We start from the raw sequence: 16,137 nt of genomic DNA, 5'->3' as shown, positions 1-16,137 counted from the left end.
TGGTTCAAAGCTACTGTTTTCTCTGCCGGCACCAAAAACAGGACCAAAATACCAGACACTGTAATGGAAAATGAGGTAAGCCCAAGCATGACAGCAAAAATTTCATGCATAAAAATGGATATAAACAAGATCAGGCGCCAATATTTTTTCGGAGCGAACAAAGCGCAGAACATAATGGTTTGCACAATGAGCGTGCCCCAAGTCGGGATGATGACAAGCTTTGACTGCAAGATAAAGTCAAACAGACTGTGAAGCGCATCCGGCAGCCCCAGCATCGGATCGTTCAAATAGTAATAAACGGCGGTGCCATTCTGCCACTCTTCTTCCATCAGTTTGGCAATGACGGAGTTAAAGTACAGCATCGCGACCTGTATTCTGATGATTGTCAGTGTCGCCCAGCATAAGGAACGGTAATAAGGCTCAAGCGGCCTTTTCTCAAAAGACGCTTCGTACGGAGACCAGTGCCACTTCCGCGGATCAGTTAATGTCAAGGGCAGCAGCAGCAGCGTAAAGACGGCAGCCACCTGATCTCCCCCATCAAGGGTAACGGCGGAGTTTTGGAAGCTGTATGAAATCCACCAGTGAAAAAAACCGGTTAGGCGGGGCCGCCAGCCAATGACAACCAGAATTAAAATACAGATACAAACGGCTTTGACGACCTCAATGTAACGGAATTCGGGAAACAGCAAGAACAGGCTGAACGTATCGGAAAAGCTGAGCATTTGATTTTGCGTTTTAAAGAAGACAGACGCCGGATTGAACAGCAATGTCAGAAGCGTGCCGAGCGCGATTAAACTTCTGGCAAGCCCGTACACATTTGTCCAAGGCGGATTCTTCATCATCCATAAGGTGAGCTGCTTTTTTGCATCCTGAATCAATTGACATCCACTCCGATGTATTTTTTGATGGTTCGTTTCGTTTCAGTATGGCTGCTCCATGCCCATGGGGTAATGCGTTCATATGTAATGATCATTTTTCCTTTCAGCCTTGGGGAGGGAGACTCATTTTTCACCTTCAAAAATGTGGTATCCTTAAAGTCCTGGCCGGCCGTGAAGTCGTTCCACTTTTCTTTGGAAGGCAGCTTTTCCAGCATAAGGCCGAGCTCTATCCCTTGCGTCCGTCCGTAGCGGTTTAAGCCGATCACGTTTTTCAGAGAATTATTCGGCCATCTGAGCTCCTCCCCGGCATCAAGAAGATAGATGTTCAGGCTGTCTTCTCTCGGATCTTTACTGAAAAACCCCCAGCTTTGCGGATAAATCATAGAAACGGTTTTGGATTGATGTTTGGTTAATTGGATGGCGGAGCTTGGCAGTGCCGCGATAACGGTTAAAAACAAAACGATGATCCAGGCGGCCATGATAAAAAGAAAGAATGAAAACATGCCGGTTTGCTTCTTGTCAGTCAATCGAAACCCTCCTATTGTTTGGAAATTTCATTGACATGATTATACACCATTCAACAGGTAAAATATTGATAAATTAGATTTTTCGGACTAATATACTATTATATGTAAAAAAGGAGTGTTCATATGTTTTTGATGAATGATAAGGTGCTGTGGGGAGCGGTGGCTCTCGCCTTTATTCTTTCGATTGTGTTTTATCCGTTGCTTCCTGCTGATATGGCCATTCACTATGACGTGTCGAACCGTCCGAATACATCAATCAATAAAACGGCCGGCGTCCTGATTTTTCCTGTGCTCATGATTATCTGCATGTTATTCAGAAAAAAGGTCGTCCAGCTATTCCTCGTCGTTTACTGTCTGCTGATCGTGCATATTGCAGTGATGTGGCTGGCACTGTAAACATAAAGAAAACCGGAGCCCTTAAGCTCCGGTTTTTCTTATTTATAAAATACTTTCTCAATGTTGTATTTTGACTGAAGGGTATTGATCGCGTACGTTTCGTAAATCTCCCTTTCCATCGGATCATTGACGACACATACTTCAATTTTATACACTTCGTCCCTGTGATGTTTAACAGGCGACACATTGTCTTCAAAATGCTTTTTGATTCTTTGTCTTAATTTACGGGCTTTCCCGACAAACAGCAGCTCATCATGAATGTTATAAAACATAAAGATGCCGCCTTTGTCTCTTGGAATTCGGTGAAAATCAATGAAACCGTAAATCGCTTTAATCGCCGGTTCATTTTCCGACTGTGACTGCTGCCGTTCCGTAATCGTTACATCAGGAGCAGGAAGGTTTATTTTTATCAAAATGGGTCACGTCCTCTTATTCATTAAAGCTCCATCCTATCATAAGAATGCGCCAAAAGCTATTTTTTATTCAAGCGCCCCGGCCGGATTATAAAGGCTCAAATCAATTTCTGTCTGCTGACCGAGCGCGAGTTTCGCCAGTTCAGCCCCCAGATACGGCCCGCTCGTCAGCCCTGAGGCGCCCAGCCCGTTGGCAACGAGAAGTCCGCTGATATTCGGCAGTCTGCCGATGACGGGAAGAAAACCGGGAGTAAACGGCCTGAAACCGACTCTTGTCTCTATCACAGTACTGTCTGAAAGCCCCGGCGCCACAGTTAATGCTTTGTCAAAAATCTCGCGGAGACCGCCGGCCGTCACCCGCAAATCCATGCCGGTATCGTTTTCATGAGTCGCGCCCGCTACAATCCGGCCGTTTGCAAACGCGAGAATGTATTGATCATTTGGAGGCATGACGACCGGCCAGCCGCCCGTATCCTCATCCTGAAGTTCTAAATGAACGATCTGCGCCTTTTGGTACGATACTGAAAAGCGGATGCCGAGCGGCTCAAGCAGCTCTCTCGCCCAAGCGCCGGCCGTTACGAGAACCTGATCGGCCAAAAGCCTGCGTTCTGCGGTTTTCACACCGATGACGGCACCGTCCTCTGTCAATATTGACGCCTCTTCCTTGTAAACAGCCGCGCCGTGCTTAACGGCAGCGTTTAACAGCGCCTTACGAAGCGCCCTGCCGTTCACCCGGGCCGCACCGCTGATATGAACCGCTCCGTATTCCTCCGACAGCGCAGGAAACAATGCCTTCGTTTCTTCCGGAGTCAGTCTTGTAATGTCACCGATTTCAGGAGCGTCCTCTCTTCTTTTATAAGCTCTTTCCTCCATTTGGCTGAGCTTTTTTTCATCCGTATGGAGACTGACGGCACCGACCTTTTGATAACCGGTGTCCGTTTCTCCGTCGGCTTCAAGCTGCTGTATCAATTGGTTATAATAACGGGCTCCGCCTTTTGCGATCGCATACCATGCCTGATTGCGGCGCTGCGACAGCCACGGGCAGACGATCCCCGCTGCAGCGTCAGTCGCCTGCCCCTTGTGTTTCCGGTCAATGACCGTTACATCCGCACCGGCCTTTGCGAGATGATAAGCCGCTGACGCACCGAGAATGCCGGCTCCGATAATGATATAAGACTTCATGTGTAACACCTTTTCTATCTGTTTTGTCTTATTTATTTTAACAAATGGAGCGCCCGGTTCCTACCGGAGTCCTGACGGCAATGATGAGTTTCGAAAACGGAAACGTATAATAAAAGGAATAAGTTCTTGTCTGGAAGCCGCTTTCCTCAAGAAGCTTCCTGTATTGAGACGTATTTTTTATATCTGACACAGCCAATGTGCCGCCAGGTTTCAGCACTCGCGCCATTTCCGCGATCGCCCGTTCCCTCTCTTTTCTGCCTGAAATGTTGTGTACGGCAAACGTTTTATCAGGAAACGGCATGTCTTGCGCGAGCCCGTCATACAAATCAATTTCCAGCGCTCCTTCTGCCCGTCTGTTCTTTTCAAATGCGTCTCTCCCGTTTCCGCCCAGATTCCAGCCTGACCATTTGTCAATCGCTGAGACGTCAGCGCCTTTTTGAGCCGCGGCGATCGCTAACAGCCCCCGTCCCGTCCCAATATCAAGCACCTTCATGTCCGGCTTTAAACCGGAAAGCGCCAGAATGCGATGGCGGTGTGAAAGTTTAATGGCCGTTGAATACAAAAGCATCCAAAGTCCGAGCACTAAAAACAAAGCACCCGTCAGCCCCAGAAAAGAGGAATTATGCCGCATAACGTGCCTGCGACATAAAGGATCGCAAGTAAAATAAACCCAAAAGCCCCATAAGGCGCATCAATTCCGTATCGTGTTGTCATACCATCAAGCCCTTTCAATATTTATCCAACTATTATATCATAATATTCAAAAGCCGAAAGAAGTGAGGACAATATGAAACGCGGCATTACCTTTGACATCCCAAATCAATTCGGGCGGTTTGCGGCAGATATATTAAAACCGTTCCCCATCTCTTCCTATACGTGGTTTATCGGTGATGGAGAGGCGTATACTGAGTTCAAAGAAGACACCGATACAGACCTGTTTCCACAAAATCAGCGCGTCATTGAGGGTCAAGAACTCCGTCAGCGTCTGGAAGGAAACCCTTATTATATGATTTTTGCTGAATTGAAAGCTTTCCCGAGCGGGATGGTAACGGAAATCGATACGTACGAGGAGTATGTGGAGAGTCCCTGTGAACTTGTGCTTCTCATCGCGGATTGCTCGTATGTAACGTTATATTGCAAAGATCCGGACATGCTCGAAGCTCTTTTTCAGCAGGCTGTACAATGCGGGTTTCACCGCGTTGGCTATGTGACAGATGAGAATGATGCGAGAACGGGATTGTCTGTCTGATGAAGATGCGTTCTTTTTATGAAGCGCCGGATAGGGCTTATGATTCAAAATATTGACAAATTCGTGTGTTTTCAACAAAAAAACAACCCCCTCATGTATACTGAGTGCGTAACTTACATATGAAAGGGGTATGACCATGAAAATCAGGTTGAAGAAAAAAGCAGGTTTTTGGAAGAAGACGGCGGTTTCATCTCTTATTTTCACTATGTTTTTTACCCTGATGATGAGCGGTACGGTTTTTGCGGCCGGGCTGAATAAGGATCAGAAGCGACGGGCGGAACAGCTGACCAGCATCTTTGAAAACGGCAAGACGGAAATCCAATACGGCTATGTTGAAGCGTTGGATGACGGAAGAGGTTACACCTGCGGCCGGGCCGGCTTTACGACGGCTACCGGAGATGCGCTGGAAGTAGTCGAAGTATACACGAAAGCGGTGCCGAATAACAAATTGAAAAAGTATTTGCCTGAATTACGGCGTCTTGCAAAGGACGAAAGTGATGACATCAGCAATCTGAAAGGATTCGCTTCTGCCTGGCGCTCACTTGGCAATGATAAGGCCTTCCGCGCTGCCCAGGATAAGGTAAATGACAGCTTGTATTATCAGCCGGCGATGAAACGTTCAGAGCAAGCCGGACTGAAAACGGCATTGGCAAAAGCGGTGATGTACGATACAGTGATTCAGCATGGCGACGGCGATGATCCAGACTCCTTCTATGCCCTGATTAAACGCACGAACAAAAAAATGGGCGGGTCACCGAAAGACGGAACGGACGAGAAGAAATGGTTAAATAAATTTTTGGATGTGCGCTATGACGATCTGATGAATCCGTCAGATGAGGACACCCAGGATGAATGGAGAGAATCGGTTGCCCGGGTCGACGTTTTCCGTGATATTGTCAAAGAGAAGAACTACAATTTAAACGGGCCGATTCATGTCCGGTCAAGTGAATACGGAAATTTCACTATTCAATAAAACAAAAAAACCCCGCGCATGGCGGGGTTTTACTATTAACCGATAGAACCTTCCATCTCGAACTTGATCAAACGGTTCATTTCAACTGCGTATTCCATCGGAAGTTCTTTTGTGAACGGCTCGATGAAGCCCATAACGATCATTTCTGTTGCTTCTTCTTCAGAAATACCGCGGCTCATCAAGTAGAAAAGCTGTTCTTCAGAAACTTTTGATACTTTCGCTTCGTGCTCCAATGAAATGTTGTCGTTCAGAATTTCATTGTAAGGGATTGTATCAGAAGTTGATTTGTTATCCATAATGAGCGTATCGCACTCGATGTTTGAACGGGCGCCGTCCGCTTTCCGTCCGAAGTGGACGATTCCGCGGTACGTTACTTTTCCGCCTTGTTTTGAAATCGATTTTGATACGATTGTGGATGACGTATTCGGTGCAAGGTGAATCATTTTCGCACCTGCGTCCTGATGCTGTCCTTTGCCCGCAAGAGCAATAGAAAGCGTCATGCCGCGCGCGCCTTCACCTTTCAGAATGACAGCCGGATATTTCATCGTCAATTTAGAACCGATGTTTCCGTCAACCCATTCCATTGTTGCGTTTTCTTCACAAACCGTACGTTTCGTTACAAGGTTGTAAACGTTGTTCGCCCAGTTTTGGATTGTTGTATAACGGCAGTAGCCGCCTTTTTTGACGATGATTTCAACAACCGCGCTGTGAAGTGAGTTTGTCGTGTACACAGGAGCCGTACAGCCCTCTACGTAATGAACGCTTGCTTCTTCGTCAACGATAATCAGCGTGCGTTCGAATTGGCCCATGTTCTCAGAGTTGATGCGGAAGTACGCTTGAAGCGGTGTTTCAACCTTCACGCCTTTAGGCACGTAGATGAAAGATCCGCCGGACCATACAGCTGAGTTCAGCGCCGCAAACTTGTTATCAGTCGGCGGAATGACTTTCGCCCAGTGCTCGCGGAAAATGTCTTCATTTTCTTTCAGCGCGCTGTCGGTGTCTTTGAAGACGATGCCTTGCGCTTCAAGGTCTTCTTTCATGTTGTGGTACACAACCTCAGATTCGTACTGTGCAGAAACACCGGCAAGGTATTTTTGCTCAGCTTCAGGAATACCGAGTTTGTCGAATGTCTGTTTAATTTCCTCAGGCACTTCATCCCAAGAACGCTCTGAACGCTCAGACGGTTTTACGTAGTACGTAATTTCGTCAAAGTTTAAAGAGTTTAAATCCCCGCCCCACTGCGGCATCGGCATGTTGTAGAAATGCTCAAGAGATTTCAGGCGGAAATCGAGCATCCATTGAGGCTCTTCTTTCATGCGTGAAATTTCTTCTACGATTTCTTTTGTCAATCCGCGCTCTGAACGGAAAATGGAAACGTCCTTATCGTGAAAACCGTACTTGTATTCACCAATTTCAGGCATTTTTTTAGCCATCCATTTTCACTCCAATCTTTTAATTGCCGCCTTTTTCGCCAGCGACTCCTTTTTCAAGTGCTTTCCATGAAAGGGTGGCACATTTAATCCGGGCCGGGAATTTCGAAACGCCTTGAAGGGCTTCAATATCCCCGAGATCTATTGAGTCGTCATACTCTTTCCCTTGCATCATGTCTGAGAAAATCTTAGACATGGAAAGGGCGGTATCAATATCTTTTCCTTTAATCGCCTGCGTCATCATGGAAGCTGAAGCCATGGAGATGGAGCAGCCCTCCCCTTCAAACTTCGCTTCCTGAACGGTATCGCCGTCAAGCTTCATTGTCAGTCTGATCCGGTCGCCGCAAGTCGGGTTGTTCATATCGACGACGATGCTGTCATCCAAAACCCCTTTGTTGCGCGGATTTTTGTAATGATCCATGATCACTTGTCTGTATAATGTATCTAAATTTGCATTAAAAGACATTTGTAAAGTACTCCTTTGTCTTTTGGAGAGCTTCCGCGAGCTTATCGATCTCTTCCTCTGTATTATACAGATAAAAACTCGCTCTCGCAGTAGCAGATACATCCAGCCATTTCATGAGCGGCTGGGCGCAGTGATGGCCGGCTCTGACCGCAATGCCCTCAGCATCAAGGACAGTCGCGACATCATGAGGGTGAACCTCATCAAGGTTAAATGTCACAAGGCCCGCCCGCTCTTTCGGTCCGTATACCGTCACGCCGTCGAGCTGTTCGAAACGGTCAAGCGCATAGGCCGCAAGCTTATGCTCATGCCGGGAAATCTCGTCGAGTCCGACCTCTTCAAGAAAATCAATCGCGGCTCCCAATCCGATCGCGCCTGCAATAATCGGCGTGCCTGCTTCAAACTTCCACGGAAGCTCTTTCCAAGTTGATTCATAAAGCCCTACAAAGTCGATCATCTCGCCGCCAAATTCAGCCGGCTCCATATTCTCAAGCAGTTCTTTCTTGCCGTACAGCACGCCGATTCCCGTCGGGCCGCACATTTTATGGGAAGAAAGCGCGAAGAAGTCGCAATCCAGATCCTGAACGTCGATTTTCATGTGCGGTGTGCTCTGCGCTCCGTCCACCACGATGACCGCGCCGTTGTCATGAGCGATTTTGGCGATTTCTTTAATCGGGTTGATCGTGCCGAGCACGTTTGACACATGAGCGACCGCCACGATCTTCGTATGGCTTGTGACAGTCTGCCGGACGTCTTCCAGCGAAAGCGTGCCGTCTTCCTGCATCGGGATATACTTTAAAGTCGCGCCGGTTGCTTTTACAGCCTGCTGCCACGGGATGATATTCGCATGATGCTCCATTTGGGTGATGACCACTTCATCACCGGGTTTTAAGCTGGAGCGGGCATAGCTCAGCGCCACCATATTCAGTGAAGTTGTCGTGCCTTTTGTGAAAATGACCTCAGCCATTGACTTCGCATTGATAAACTTACGGACTTTTTCACGCGCTCCTTCATAGCCGTCTGTCGCTCTTGTGCCAAGAGTATGAACGCCTCTGTGAACATTGGAGTTGTATTTGCTGTAATACTGATCCACTGCTTCAATGACTGACCGCGGCTTCTGAGAAGTCGCCGCGCTGTCAAGGTACACGAGGTCATGTCCGTTCACTTGCTGATGAAGGATCGGGAACTGTTCACGAATATCAGTGATATTCATTATTTTACTTTCCTTTCGATGACGGAGACGAGCTGTTTCTTAACTCCTTCAATCGGAAGTTCTTTTACTACCGGCGCCAGGAATCCGTAGATGACTAAGCGTTCTGCTTCTTCTTTCGCAATTCCGCGGCTCATCAGGTAGTAAAGCTGGATCGGATCCACACGGCCGACAGATGCCGCATGTCCTGCAGTTACATCGTCTTCATCAATTAAAAGAATCGGGTTTGCGTCGCCTCGCGCTTTTTCACTCAGCATCAGGACGCGGGATTCCTGTTCAGCGTTTGCTTTAGACGCGCCGTGCTCAATTTTGCCGATGCCGTTAAAAATGGAAGATGCGGCATCTTTCATGACTCCGTGCTTCAGGATATAGCCTTCGGAAGCTTTACCGAAGTGGATGATCTGCGTCGTAAAGTTTTCCGTCTGTTCTCCTCTTCCGACAACCACGGTTTTCGTATCGCCGTATGTGCCGTCTCCGTAGAGGTTTGTCGTGTTTTCAGAAATCGTGTCGCCGTCGTTCATCAGACCGAGCGCCCACTCGATTTTGCTGTCGCGTCCGCGCGCGGCTCCGCGGCGGTTGACGTATGTTGTGACGCCTGCTGACAAGTTGTCAACGGCACCGTACGTCACGCTGGCATTATCACCTGTGATTACTTCACTGATAATATTGAATACAGCTTCTTTCGGATTCACTGTGCTGATATAGTTCTCAACGTAAGTGACGGAGCTGTGGTCTTCAGCGACGATCAGCACGTGGTTGAACAATGCCGTGTCATTGCTTTCATGAACGTAAACGGCCTGAACAGGCGTCTCCACCTGAACGTTTTTAGGAACATAAAGGAATGCCCCGCCGTTCATTAATGCCGCATGAAGCGCAGTCAGTTTATGCTCGTCGACCTTTACGCCGTCTTTCATGAAGTATTTCTCAACGAGGTCGCTGTGCTCACGGGCAGCCGTTAAGATGTCCGTGAAAATAACGCCTTTGTCTTTCAGCTCTTTAGAGAGAGACAGAAATGCAGGCGTTTGGTCACGCTGCACATATAACGTTTTGTCTTCATTTTCAATATCGATCAGCGCTTTTGCTTCATCAGCTAAATCTTCCAAAGAAGCAAGCGGCGCGTTTTCTACTGTATGCTTGTTGAACTTTGTAAAGTTCCAATTTGTGATTTTTGTTTTATCAGGCTTAGGCAGCGGCAGATCTTCAGCTTTTTCAAGAGCCTGTAAGCGCAGGTTTTTCAGCCAGGCAGGTTCTTGATGCTTTTCGGAAAAGCCTTTGACATATTCCTGATCTACGGATAGTTTCGTTTCCAATGTCATGTTAATCCCCCTAACGCTTACGCTTCTTGGCCTACAGTTTCGTCTTCAATGCCGAGTTCTTGTTTAATCCAGTCATAACCTTCCGCTTCAAGGCGCTGTGCAAGCTCCGCACCGCCTGATTTCACTACGCGTCCCTGCATCATAACGTGAACGACATCCGGCGTGATGTAGTTCAGAAGGCGCTGATAGTGAGTGATCATTAAGCAGCCGAAGTTTTCGCTGCGCATTTTGTTGATTCCTTTAGAAACAACTTTAAGCGCATCGATATCAAGACCTGAATCGATCTCGTCAAGAATGGCGATTTTCGGCTCGATCATCATAAGCTGAAGGATTTCGTTACGTTTTTTCTCTCCGCCTGAGAAACCTTCGTTCAGGTAACGCTGCGCCATTTCAGGGTCCATTTCAAGGAACTCCATGTTTTCGTCCATTTTGCGGATGAATTTCATAAGAGAAATTTCATCGCCTTCTTCGCGGCGTGCGTTAATCGCAGAGCGAAGGAAGTCGGCATTCGTCACACCGCTGATTTCACTTGGGTACTGCATCGCAAGGAAAAGACCCGCCTGAGCGCGCTCGTCCACTTCCATTTCCAGTACATCCTTGCCGTCAAGCGTGATGCTGCCTTTAGTGACTTCGTATTTCGGATGTCCCATAATCGCTGCAGAAAGCGTTGATTTACCGGTACCGTTCGGCCCCATGACAGCGTGGAATTCGCCGCCTTTTATTTCAAGGTTTACACCTTTTAAGATCTCTTTTCCTTCGATTTCAACGTGAAGATCCTTGATCGTTAATGTTGAAGCAGCCATATCTATACCTCCAAAAATATATAATCATTATTCTCAATTTATTCTCATTCTAATTTTATAACAAATGAAAAGTAAATACAACTTTTTATATTACCCGGAACATTCCTAAAGTTTATCAAAGAACCGGACGTAGTTAAAGCTGTTTGAAACAGAAAAAGGGCGGAATTCCACCCTTTTTTACTGACCGATTTTCTCATTAAACTGCGCTGCGAGGAACTTGCTTTTTTGGTACTCAAGCTCCCTCTGCCGTTCGACTTCCATCCTTTTTGAAAGACGCCGTCCGTATTCCTCGTAGCCGATGCCGTGTGATTTCTGCATCGCTTTTTCCATTTCAGGCGTATAGTCAAGGTCCAGTCTCTCGTGGCTGGTGCAGATAATGAATCAATCCCTTCATCTATTTGCTTCTATTGTAACAACGATCCTCTGCTCCGGCCAAAGGGAGTGTGCCCCTGAATCCTTTCGAATGTGCCGGTAACCGGCGCTGGCTTTATCTGAAAAACGGTATTCATACGATTGCTCTTTCTAATGCGTCGTATGTCCGAATTCCTGAATACACTGCTGCACGAGGGTTACTCCCTGACTGAGAGCCGCGCCTCCCCCGAATGCCGCGGCGACGCTGATGACCTCAAGGATGTTTTCCTCTGTCGCGCCCTGATCAAGACAGCCTTTCGTGTGATAAATCATGCAAAATTCATCTTGAGCGCTGATGCTGATGCCCAGAGCGATTAATTGTTTCTCTTTTTCAGTTAATGAATCCGCTGAAAAACACTGTTCAGTAAATTCATTAAATTTCCGCCCCATCATCGGCATTTTTTGCTCGAATATGCCTAAACCTTCTTTATATTGTTTCAATGCGTCATGTACGCTTTTTCCGTTATCCTGGTATTGAGCCACTGCCATTCCCTCCAATCGTTAACCTTCCTTTTTATTATGGACAGTTCTCCGATTAATACCCGAAAAAAACCCCGGATGATCCATCCGGGGTTTTTGCTTTATTCAGATACAGGAAGCACGGCTCCGTCGTATTTTTTCTCAATAAAGTCTTTGATTTTCTTAGAGTGAAGCACTTCCATAAGCGCTTTGATTTTCGCTGATTTTTCGTCACCTTTTCGCACGGCGATGATGTTTGCGTACGGGTTGTTTTTCGTTGATTCTACTTGAATCGCATCTTTTAACGGATTCAGTTTGTTTTGAATCGCATAGTTGACGTTAATGAAGACTGCATCGCCTTCTTCTTCATTATATGCTTTCGCCGTTAATTCAGGGGCGATTTTTTTGAATGTCAGGTCTTTCGGGTTTTTCGTAATGTTTTTCGTAGTGGCGTCAATTGTTTTTACCTTCGGATCAAGAGTAATCAATCCGGCTTTTTCAAGCATCGCCAGCATCCGGCCTTGTTCAGCGACGTTGTTTGTCATGATGATGGTCGCGCCTTTAGGCAGGTCTTTCAGTGTTTTATATTTTTTCGTATAAATACCGAACGGCTCAAGATGAACGGCTCCGGCATTCACGAGTTTGTAATCTTTATTTTCTTTCATTTCCTGTTCAAGGTAAGGAACGTGCTGGAAGTAGTTTGCATCCACTTCTTTATCAGCTAACGCTTTGTTGTACATTTTGTAATCGTTCAGCACTTTTACTGTTAATGTGTAGCCTTTTTCCTTCAGGAGCGGCTCCGCTTCTTTTAAGATTTCAGCGTGCGGCGTCTTTGTCGCAGCGACGACGATTTCCTTTTTATTTGAGCCGTTTGATCCGCAGGCGGCCAAAACTCCCGCGAACACAAGCAGCAGCGCACTTAGTACAATCTTTTTCAATGTAAATCCTCCCTTATCTTTTGTCTATTATATTTGTAATCACATCACCGATGATTTGAATGATAAAGACGATGATGAGTATAAATACAGTTGCTACAAACGTTACATCCGTATTATTGGACTGGTACCCCTCTACATATGCAAGGTTTCCGAGTCCGCCTGAACCGATGGCGCCGGCAATGGCGGTAGATCCGATCAGGGCGATGGCTGTAACGGTGATGCCCGAAATTAACGCAGGCATTGATTCAGGAATCAGCACTTTGAAGATAATCGTCGATGTCTTTGCTCCCATTGATCTGGCAGCTTCGATGACTCCTTTATCGACCTCACGCAGCGCAATTTCAACAAGCCGGGCATAAAACGGCGCGGAGCCGATAATCAGCGCAGGCAATGCCGCGTTCGGCCCTAAAATCGAGCCGACCAAAATCTTAGTAAAGCCGAGAAGCAGAATAATTAAAATAAGAAACGGAATAGACCTGAAAATATTAACGACCGCCGCAATCACAGTGTTAATGATTTTATTTTCCCATAAGCTTCCCTTGCCCGTTAAAAAGAGCAGAAGACCGAGAATCGCTCCGATGACAAATGAAAAGACTAAGGCGATGACCGTCATATAAAGGGTCTCGTATGTGGCCGTCCACAGCTCGGTTAAATCAACGTTCGGAAACCATTTTTCAAACATTTGTGATCACCTCTGCTTCTACCTGTTTGTCTTTGATGAACCGGATCACGTTTTCTACTTCTTTTTCCTGACCGTCAATATGGATGAATAAAGAACCGTAGGCTCCGTCCTTCGTCTGTGAGATTTTCCCCTGCAGAATATTGACGTCCACATCAAAGTTTCGGATCATCTCCGTAATGAGGGGCTGCTCGGCGGCCTGCCCGACAAATGAAAGCTGAATCGTTTTTCCTGTCGCGGTTTCCTGCAGAAAATGCTGGATGGTTTCTTTCGTCTCTTCCGGTTCTGTCACCTGCTGAACGAAACGCTTGGTCATCGGTTCGCGCGGGTTTCTGAAGACTTGGAGCACTTCGCCTTCTTCAACGACTTTCCCGTTTTCCATCACGGCGACTCTGTTGCAGATTTTTCGGATGACGTGCATTTCATGGGTAATGAGCACGATCGTCAGACCGAGTCTGTCATTTATATCGGATAAAAGATCCAAAATTGAATCGGTCGTCTGCGGGTCGAGCGCTGATGTTGCTTCATCGCACAGAAGGACTTTCGGATTATTGGCGAGCGCCCGGGCGATGCCGACACGCTGCTTTTGACCGCCGCTCAGCTGTGACGGATAAGACTTTTCTTTCCCCTCTAATCCGACCAGTTTAATCAGCTCATCGGCGCGGCGGACCCGTTCGCTTTTTTTCACGCCGGCGATTTCCAGCGGAAACATAATGTTCTCCCGGACGGTGCGCGACCACAAAAGGTTAAAATGCTGGAAAATCATGCTGATTTCCTGGCGCGCTTTTCTCAGTCCGCGGCTGCTTACTTTATTTAATTCCGTCCCCGCAACTTCCACGATGCCTGACGTCGGCTTTTCAAGGCCGTTCAAAAGACGGATTAAGGAACTTTTACCAGCTCCGCTATATCCTATAATTCCAAATATTTCGCCCTTTTTGATATCAAGAGTGACATCTTGGACAGCATTGACATCCCCATGCTTCGCTTTGTAAATTTTTGAAACATTTTGAAGATGGATCAAAGCAATCACCTGCCTTACACTATTCTAAGAAATCTTCCGGTTTTCTACGCAAAAGAAAAGCCTTTCTGCAAAAATGAGCAGAAAGGCTTATTGAAAAAGGCCTTTCTCTCATCTTTCAAAGCAGACCGCTTTGAGTGAATTGGCACCATTTCAACATCGTTGATGGTTGCCGGGCTTCATAGGGCACTTCCCTCCACCTCTCTTGATAAGAGAAAACATATCGTATTTTCGTCCGGAAATTCTTACTGTAGAATAGCACGGCGAATGATAAAAAGTCAATAAAATAAATAATGGAAGCTATTGTCACATAGTAGATTGGCTGTTTACGGCCGTTTGCTGATCGTCTGAAAAAATCCGTTTGTCAGCCAGAGGATGGCCTCCAGCTTCAGCAGGGCTCGGAATGATCCTTTCACTTTGAGTTTTCCGCTTTGGATGAGCTTCTGCAAAGAGACATCACCGTGCAGGAGATGGATGATTTCCGTCTGGTTTCCGTAAAAGGTCAAATTTGATTTTTCCTTTGAAACCGCCGTTTTTCTCATTTCTCCCTGTCCGTTAATTGAGACCGTTAAGGCTTCTTTTTCTCCCTGGAATGTAATCAGCAGCGTTGAGGCGTTTAATAGCGGTTTCAAAAACAGATGCTGTCCGTCATTCTCCAAAACTTCTATTTTCTCCACTCGTATAACCTCCCGTTTTAATGGCCATACATACACTTTCTCTTTTTAACGGACAGAACCCTTTATAAACCGCACGACATTTTCCTGTAAAAATTGTCACATCGGGAACGTTTGCGATGTTTTTTGTTTAATCAGCTCATATAAATAGGAAACGGAGCGGAAGGCGTATCCTTTCTCAACAAGCTCTCCGCCTTTAAACAGCAAAAAGCACGGAACGCTCTCAATCTGATAGGCTTTGGCGAATGCGGGGGAATAATTCACGTTGTTTTTATAGAAGGCGGTGCCGGGCAGCATTTCTTCGACGACAGAAAGCATCTTGGACGCCAGCTGGCATGTGCCGCAAAACGGGGTGTACAAATACAGGAGATAGACGTCATCCTGAATCAATTCGAGTTCATTTTCTTGGAGTTCTTTCATTTTGATTTCACCTCAGGTCGTTCTTTTTCAAAAATACAGGGTCTGCATCAAGGCCGGCTCTGATCAGCACAGATGCGAGATGATGGCCCGGGCACGCTTCGACTTGCCTGTATGTTCTGTCTATATAGATATGGCGCGCTTCGGGAAGCTCCCGTTTCAGCTGTTTTCTTAATTTTTCTCCGGATTCATCTGCGTCCGTTAATATAAACACGTCTCTGTCAAACAGGCGGTCCGCCAAATCTTCCAGTTCGGTTTGGCCGATCGTCCCGTTTGTGCAGACGATTTCCGCGGGTTCGATGAGCACTTCTCTGACTTTGATTTTATCCGATTTTCCTTCTACGATGATCACCTTTTCATCTCCGTTGAACATAAGCGCATCACCTGCCGATTGTTTTAGCGTCAGATTAAAAAAGAAGGCAGTGAAATTCACCGCCAACTGTTAACACCAGCCGTTCTCATAATCGCAATCCACATATTTCGGATCACTGCCGTTTATGACATCGGCTGTTTTATAAAATTTTTGATTCTCAAATGAAAAGCCCTGTTTGAGCTCGTACTGGTTCATGCCTGTCATCTCGCCGATGGCTTCATTTTCATGAAACAAGGAAAACCGGCCGTTTTGAAAGCGGCCTGTGACGTTCTCCGTCACATCGACCTTTTGTTTATCAAAAGCCATATTAGACACCTCCCGTTACAGA

21 protein-coding genes, 1 pseudogene and 1 riboswitch are annotated in these 16,137 nt (G+C 46.6%); of the genes and pseudogenes, 3 read left to right on the top strand and 19 right to left on the bottom strand.

Annotation, left to right across the window (positions count from 1 at the left end):
* Positions 1-25: 25 nt before the first annotated feature.
* Together Y79_RS0112705 and Y79_RS0112700 are read right to left on the bottom strand one after the other, a co-directional pair.
* Positions 26-842, bottom strand: a pseudogene (locus tag Y79_RS0112705) (sporulation-delaying protein SdpB family protein); the annotation flags it as partial.
* A gap of 32 nt (positions 843-874) precedes the next feature.
* Entirely contained in the window at positions 875-1,405 is a 531-nt protein-coding gene (locus Y79_RS0112700; protein WP_016938020.1) for an SdpA family antimicrobial peptide system protein, read from the bottom strand.
* Positions 1,406-1,528: 123 nt separating this feature from the next.
* Here Y79_RS0112700 and Y79_RS0112695 point away from each other — a divergent pair, with 123 nt between their 5' ends.
* Positions 1,529-1,801 (top strand): DUF1648 domain-containing protein, encoded by a 273-nt coding sequence (locus Y79_RS0112695; protein ID WP_016938019.1) that lies wholly within the window; start codon positions 1,529-1,531, stop codon positions 1,799-1,801.
* A 38-nt stretch (positions 1,802-1,839) separates the two neighbouring features.
* Here the strand turns inward: Y79_RS0112695 and Y79_RS0112690 are convergent, their stop codons facing one another.
* The 3 genes from Y79_RS0112690 to Y79_RS0112680 form a co-directional block, all read right to left on the bottom strand.
* Positions 1,840-2,214: a nucleotide excision repair endonuclease gene (locus Y79_RS0112690; RefSeq protein WP_016938018.1), complete on the bottom strand. Its 375-nt coding sequence runs from the start codon at positions 2,212-2,214 to the stop codon at positions 1,840-1,842.
* A 66-nt stretch (positions 2,215-2,280) separates the two neighbouring features.
* The gene (locus Y79_RS0112685; protein ID WP_016938017.1) at positions 2,281-3,396 is read right to left on the bottom strand and encodes an NAD(P)/FAD-dependent oxidoreductase; all 1,116 of its coding nucleotides are present in this window, start codon (positions 3,394-3,396) and stop codon (positions 2,281-2,283) included.
* A gap of 37 nt (positions 3,397-3,433) precedes the next feature.
* Positions 3,434-4,027, bottom strand: coding sequence for a class I SAM-dependent methyltransferase (locus Y79_RS0112680; protein WP_016938016.1), 594 nt, complete (start codon positions 4,025-4,027; stop codon positions 3,434-3,436).
* 156 nt (positions 4,028-4,183) lie between these two features.
* On the opposite strand from Y79_RS0112680, the gene Y79_RS0112675 reads away from it, so the two are divergent.
* Positions 4,184-4,645 (top strand): DUF2691 family protein, encoded by a 462-nt coding sequence (locus tag Y79_RS0112675; protein WP_016938015.1) that lies wholly within the window; start codon positions 4,184-4,186, stop codon positions 4,643-4,645.
* Between the two features lie 136 nt (positions 4,646-4,781).
* The gene (gene csn / locus Y79_RS0112670; protein WP_016938014.1) at positions 4,782-5,618 is read left to right on the top strand and encodes a chitosanase; all 837 of its coding nucleotides are present in this window, start codon (positions 4,782-4,784) and stop codon (positions 5,616-5,618) included.
* A gap of 35 nt (positions 5,619-5,653) precedes the next feature.
* Here csn and sufB read toward each other — a convergent pair whose 3' ends face one another.
* The 14 genes from sufB to Y79_RS0112595 all read right to left on the bottom strand — a co-directional run bounded on the left by sufB (position 5,654) and on the right by Y79_RS0112595 (position 16,115).
* On the bottom strand, positions 5,654-7,051 hold the full coding sequence (gene sufB / locus Y79_RS0112665; RefSeq protein ID WP_003151878.1) for a Fe-S cluster assembly protein SufB: 1,398 nt from the start codon (positions 7,049-7,051) through the stop codon (positions 5,654-5,656).
* 19 nt (positions 7,052-7,070) lie between these two features.
* The gene (gene sufU / locus Y79_RS0112660; protein ID WP_003151877.1) at positions 7,071-7,514 is read right to left on the bottom strand and encodes a Fe-S cluster assembly sulfur transfer protein SufU; all 444 of its coding nucleotides are present in this window, start codon (positions 7,512-7,514) and stop codon (positions 7,071-7,073) included.
* Positions 7,504-8,724: a cysteine desulfurase SufS gene (sufS, locus tag Y79_RS0112655; RefSeq protein WP_016938013.1), complete on the bottom strand. Its 1,221-nt coding sequence runs from the start codon at positions 8,722-8,724 to the stop codon at positions 7,504-7,506. The genes sufU and sufS overlap by 11 nt, the downstream gene beginning before the upstream one ends.
* Positions 8,724-10,037, bottom strand: coding sequence for a Fe-S cluster assembly protein SufD (gene sufD, locus Y79_RS0112650; protein WP_016938012.1), 1,314 nt, complete (start codon positions 10,035-10,037; stop codon positions 8,724-8,726). The genes sufS and sufD overlap by 1 nt, the downstream gene beginning before the upstream one ends.
* Before the next feature lie 17 nt (positions 10,038-10,054).
* Entirely contained in the window at positions 10,055-10,840 is a 786-nt protein-coding gene (sufC, locus tag Y79_RS0112645; RefSeq protein ID WP_003151872.1) for a Fe-S cluster assembly ATPase SufC, read from the bottom strand.
* Between the two features lie 177 nt (positions 10,841-11,017).
* Positions 11,018-11,170, bottom strand: coding sequence for a YuzK family famiily protein (locus Y79_RS1000000121290; protein WP_016938011.1), 153 nt, complete (start codon positions 11,168-11,170; stop codon positions 11,018-11,020).
* A 192-nt stretch (positions 11,171-11,362) separates the two neighbouring features.
* Positions 11,363-11,740, bottom strand: coding sequence for a carboxymuconolactone decarboxylase family protein (locus tag Y79_RS0112635; RefSeq protein ID WP_031306536.1), 378 nt, complete (start codon positions 11,738-11,740; stop codon positions 11,363-11,365).
* Between the two features lie 92 nt (positions 11,741-11,832).
* Positions 11,833-12,648, bottom strand: a complete 816-nt coding sequence (metQ, locus tag Y79_RS0112630) for a methionine ABC transporter substrate-binding lipoprotein MetQ (protein WP_016938010.1) — start codon at positions 12,646-12,648, stop codon at positions 11,833-11,835.
* A 13-nt stretch (positions 12,649-12,661) separates the two neighbouring features.
* Positions 12,662-13,330: a methionine ABC transporter permease gene (locus Y79_RS0112625; RefSeq protein ID WP_016938009.1), complete on the bottom strand. Its 669-nt coding sequence runs from the start codon at positions 13,328-13,330 to the stop codon at positions 12,662-12,664.
* Positions 13,323-14,348: a methionine ABC transporter ATP-binding protein MetN gene (gene metN, locus Y79_RS0112620; RefSeq protein WP_016938008.1), complete on the bottom strand. Its 1,026-nt coding sequence runs from the start codon at positions 14,346-14,348 to the stop codon at positions 13,323-13,325. The genes Y79_RS0112625 and metN overlap by 8 nt, the downstream gene beginning before the upstream one ends.
* 105 nt (positions 14,349-14,453) lie before the next feature.
* Positions 14,454-14,560, bottom strand: a riboswitch (SAM riboswitch).
* A 111-nt stretch (positions 14,561-14,671) separates the two neighbouring features.
* Positions 14,672-15,022 (bottom strand): SCP2 sterol-binding domain-containing protein, encoded by a 351-nt coding sequence (locus Y79_RS0112610; RefSeq protein ID WP_016938006.1) that lies wholly within the window; start codon positions 15,020-15,022, stop codon positions 14,672-14,674.
* Positions 15,023-15,118: 96 nt separating this feature from the next.
* Positions 15,119-15,439, bottom strand: a complete 321-nt coding sequence (locus Y79_RS0112605; protein ID WP_016938005.1) for a thioredoxin family protein — start codon at positions 15,437-15,439, stop codon at positions 15,119-15,121.
* Between the two features lie 7 nt (positions 15,440-15,446).
* Positions 15,447-15,809 carry a toprim domain-containing protein gene (locus tag Y79_RS0112600; protein WP_016938004.1) on the bottom strand — a complete coding sequence of 121 codons (363 nt, stop codon included), beginning with the start codon at positions 15,807-15,809 and terminating at the stop codon, positions 15,447-15,449.
* 69 nt (positions 15,810-15,878) lie between these two features.
* Entirely contained in the window at positions 15,879-16,115 is a 237-nt protein-coding gene (locus tag Y79_RS0112595; protein WP_016938003.1) for a YusG family protein, read from the bottom strand.
* Positions 16,116-16,137: the final 22 nt, after the last annotated feature.

This window comes from Bacillus siamensis KCTC 13613 (assembly GCF_000262045.1).
Classification (GTDB): Bacteria; Bacillota; Bacilli; order Bacillales; family Bacillaceae; genus Bacillus; species Bacillus siamensis.
This window is presented reverse-complemented; position numbering and strand designations above follow the sequence as displayed.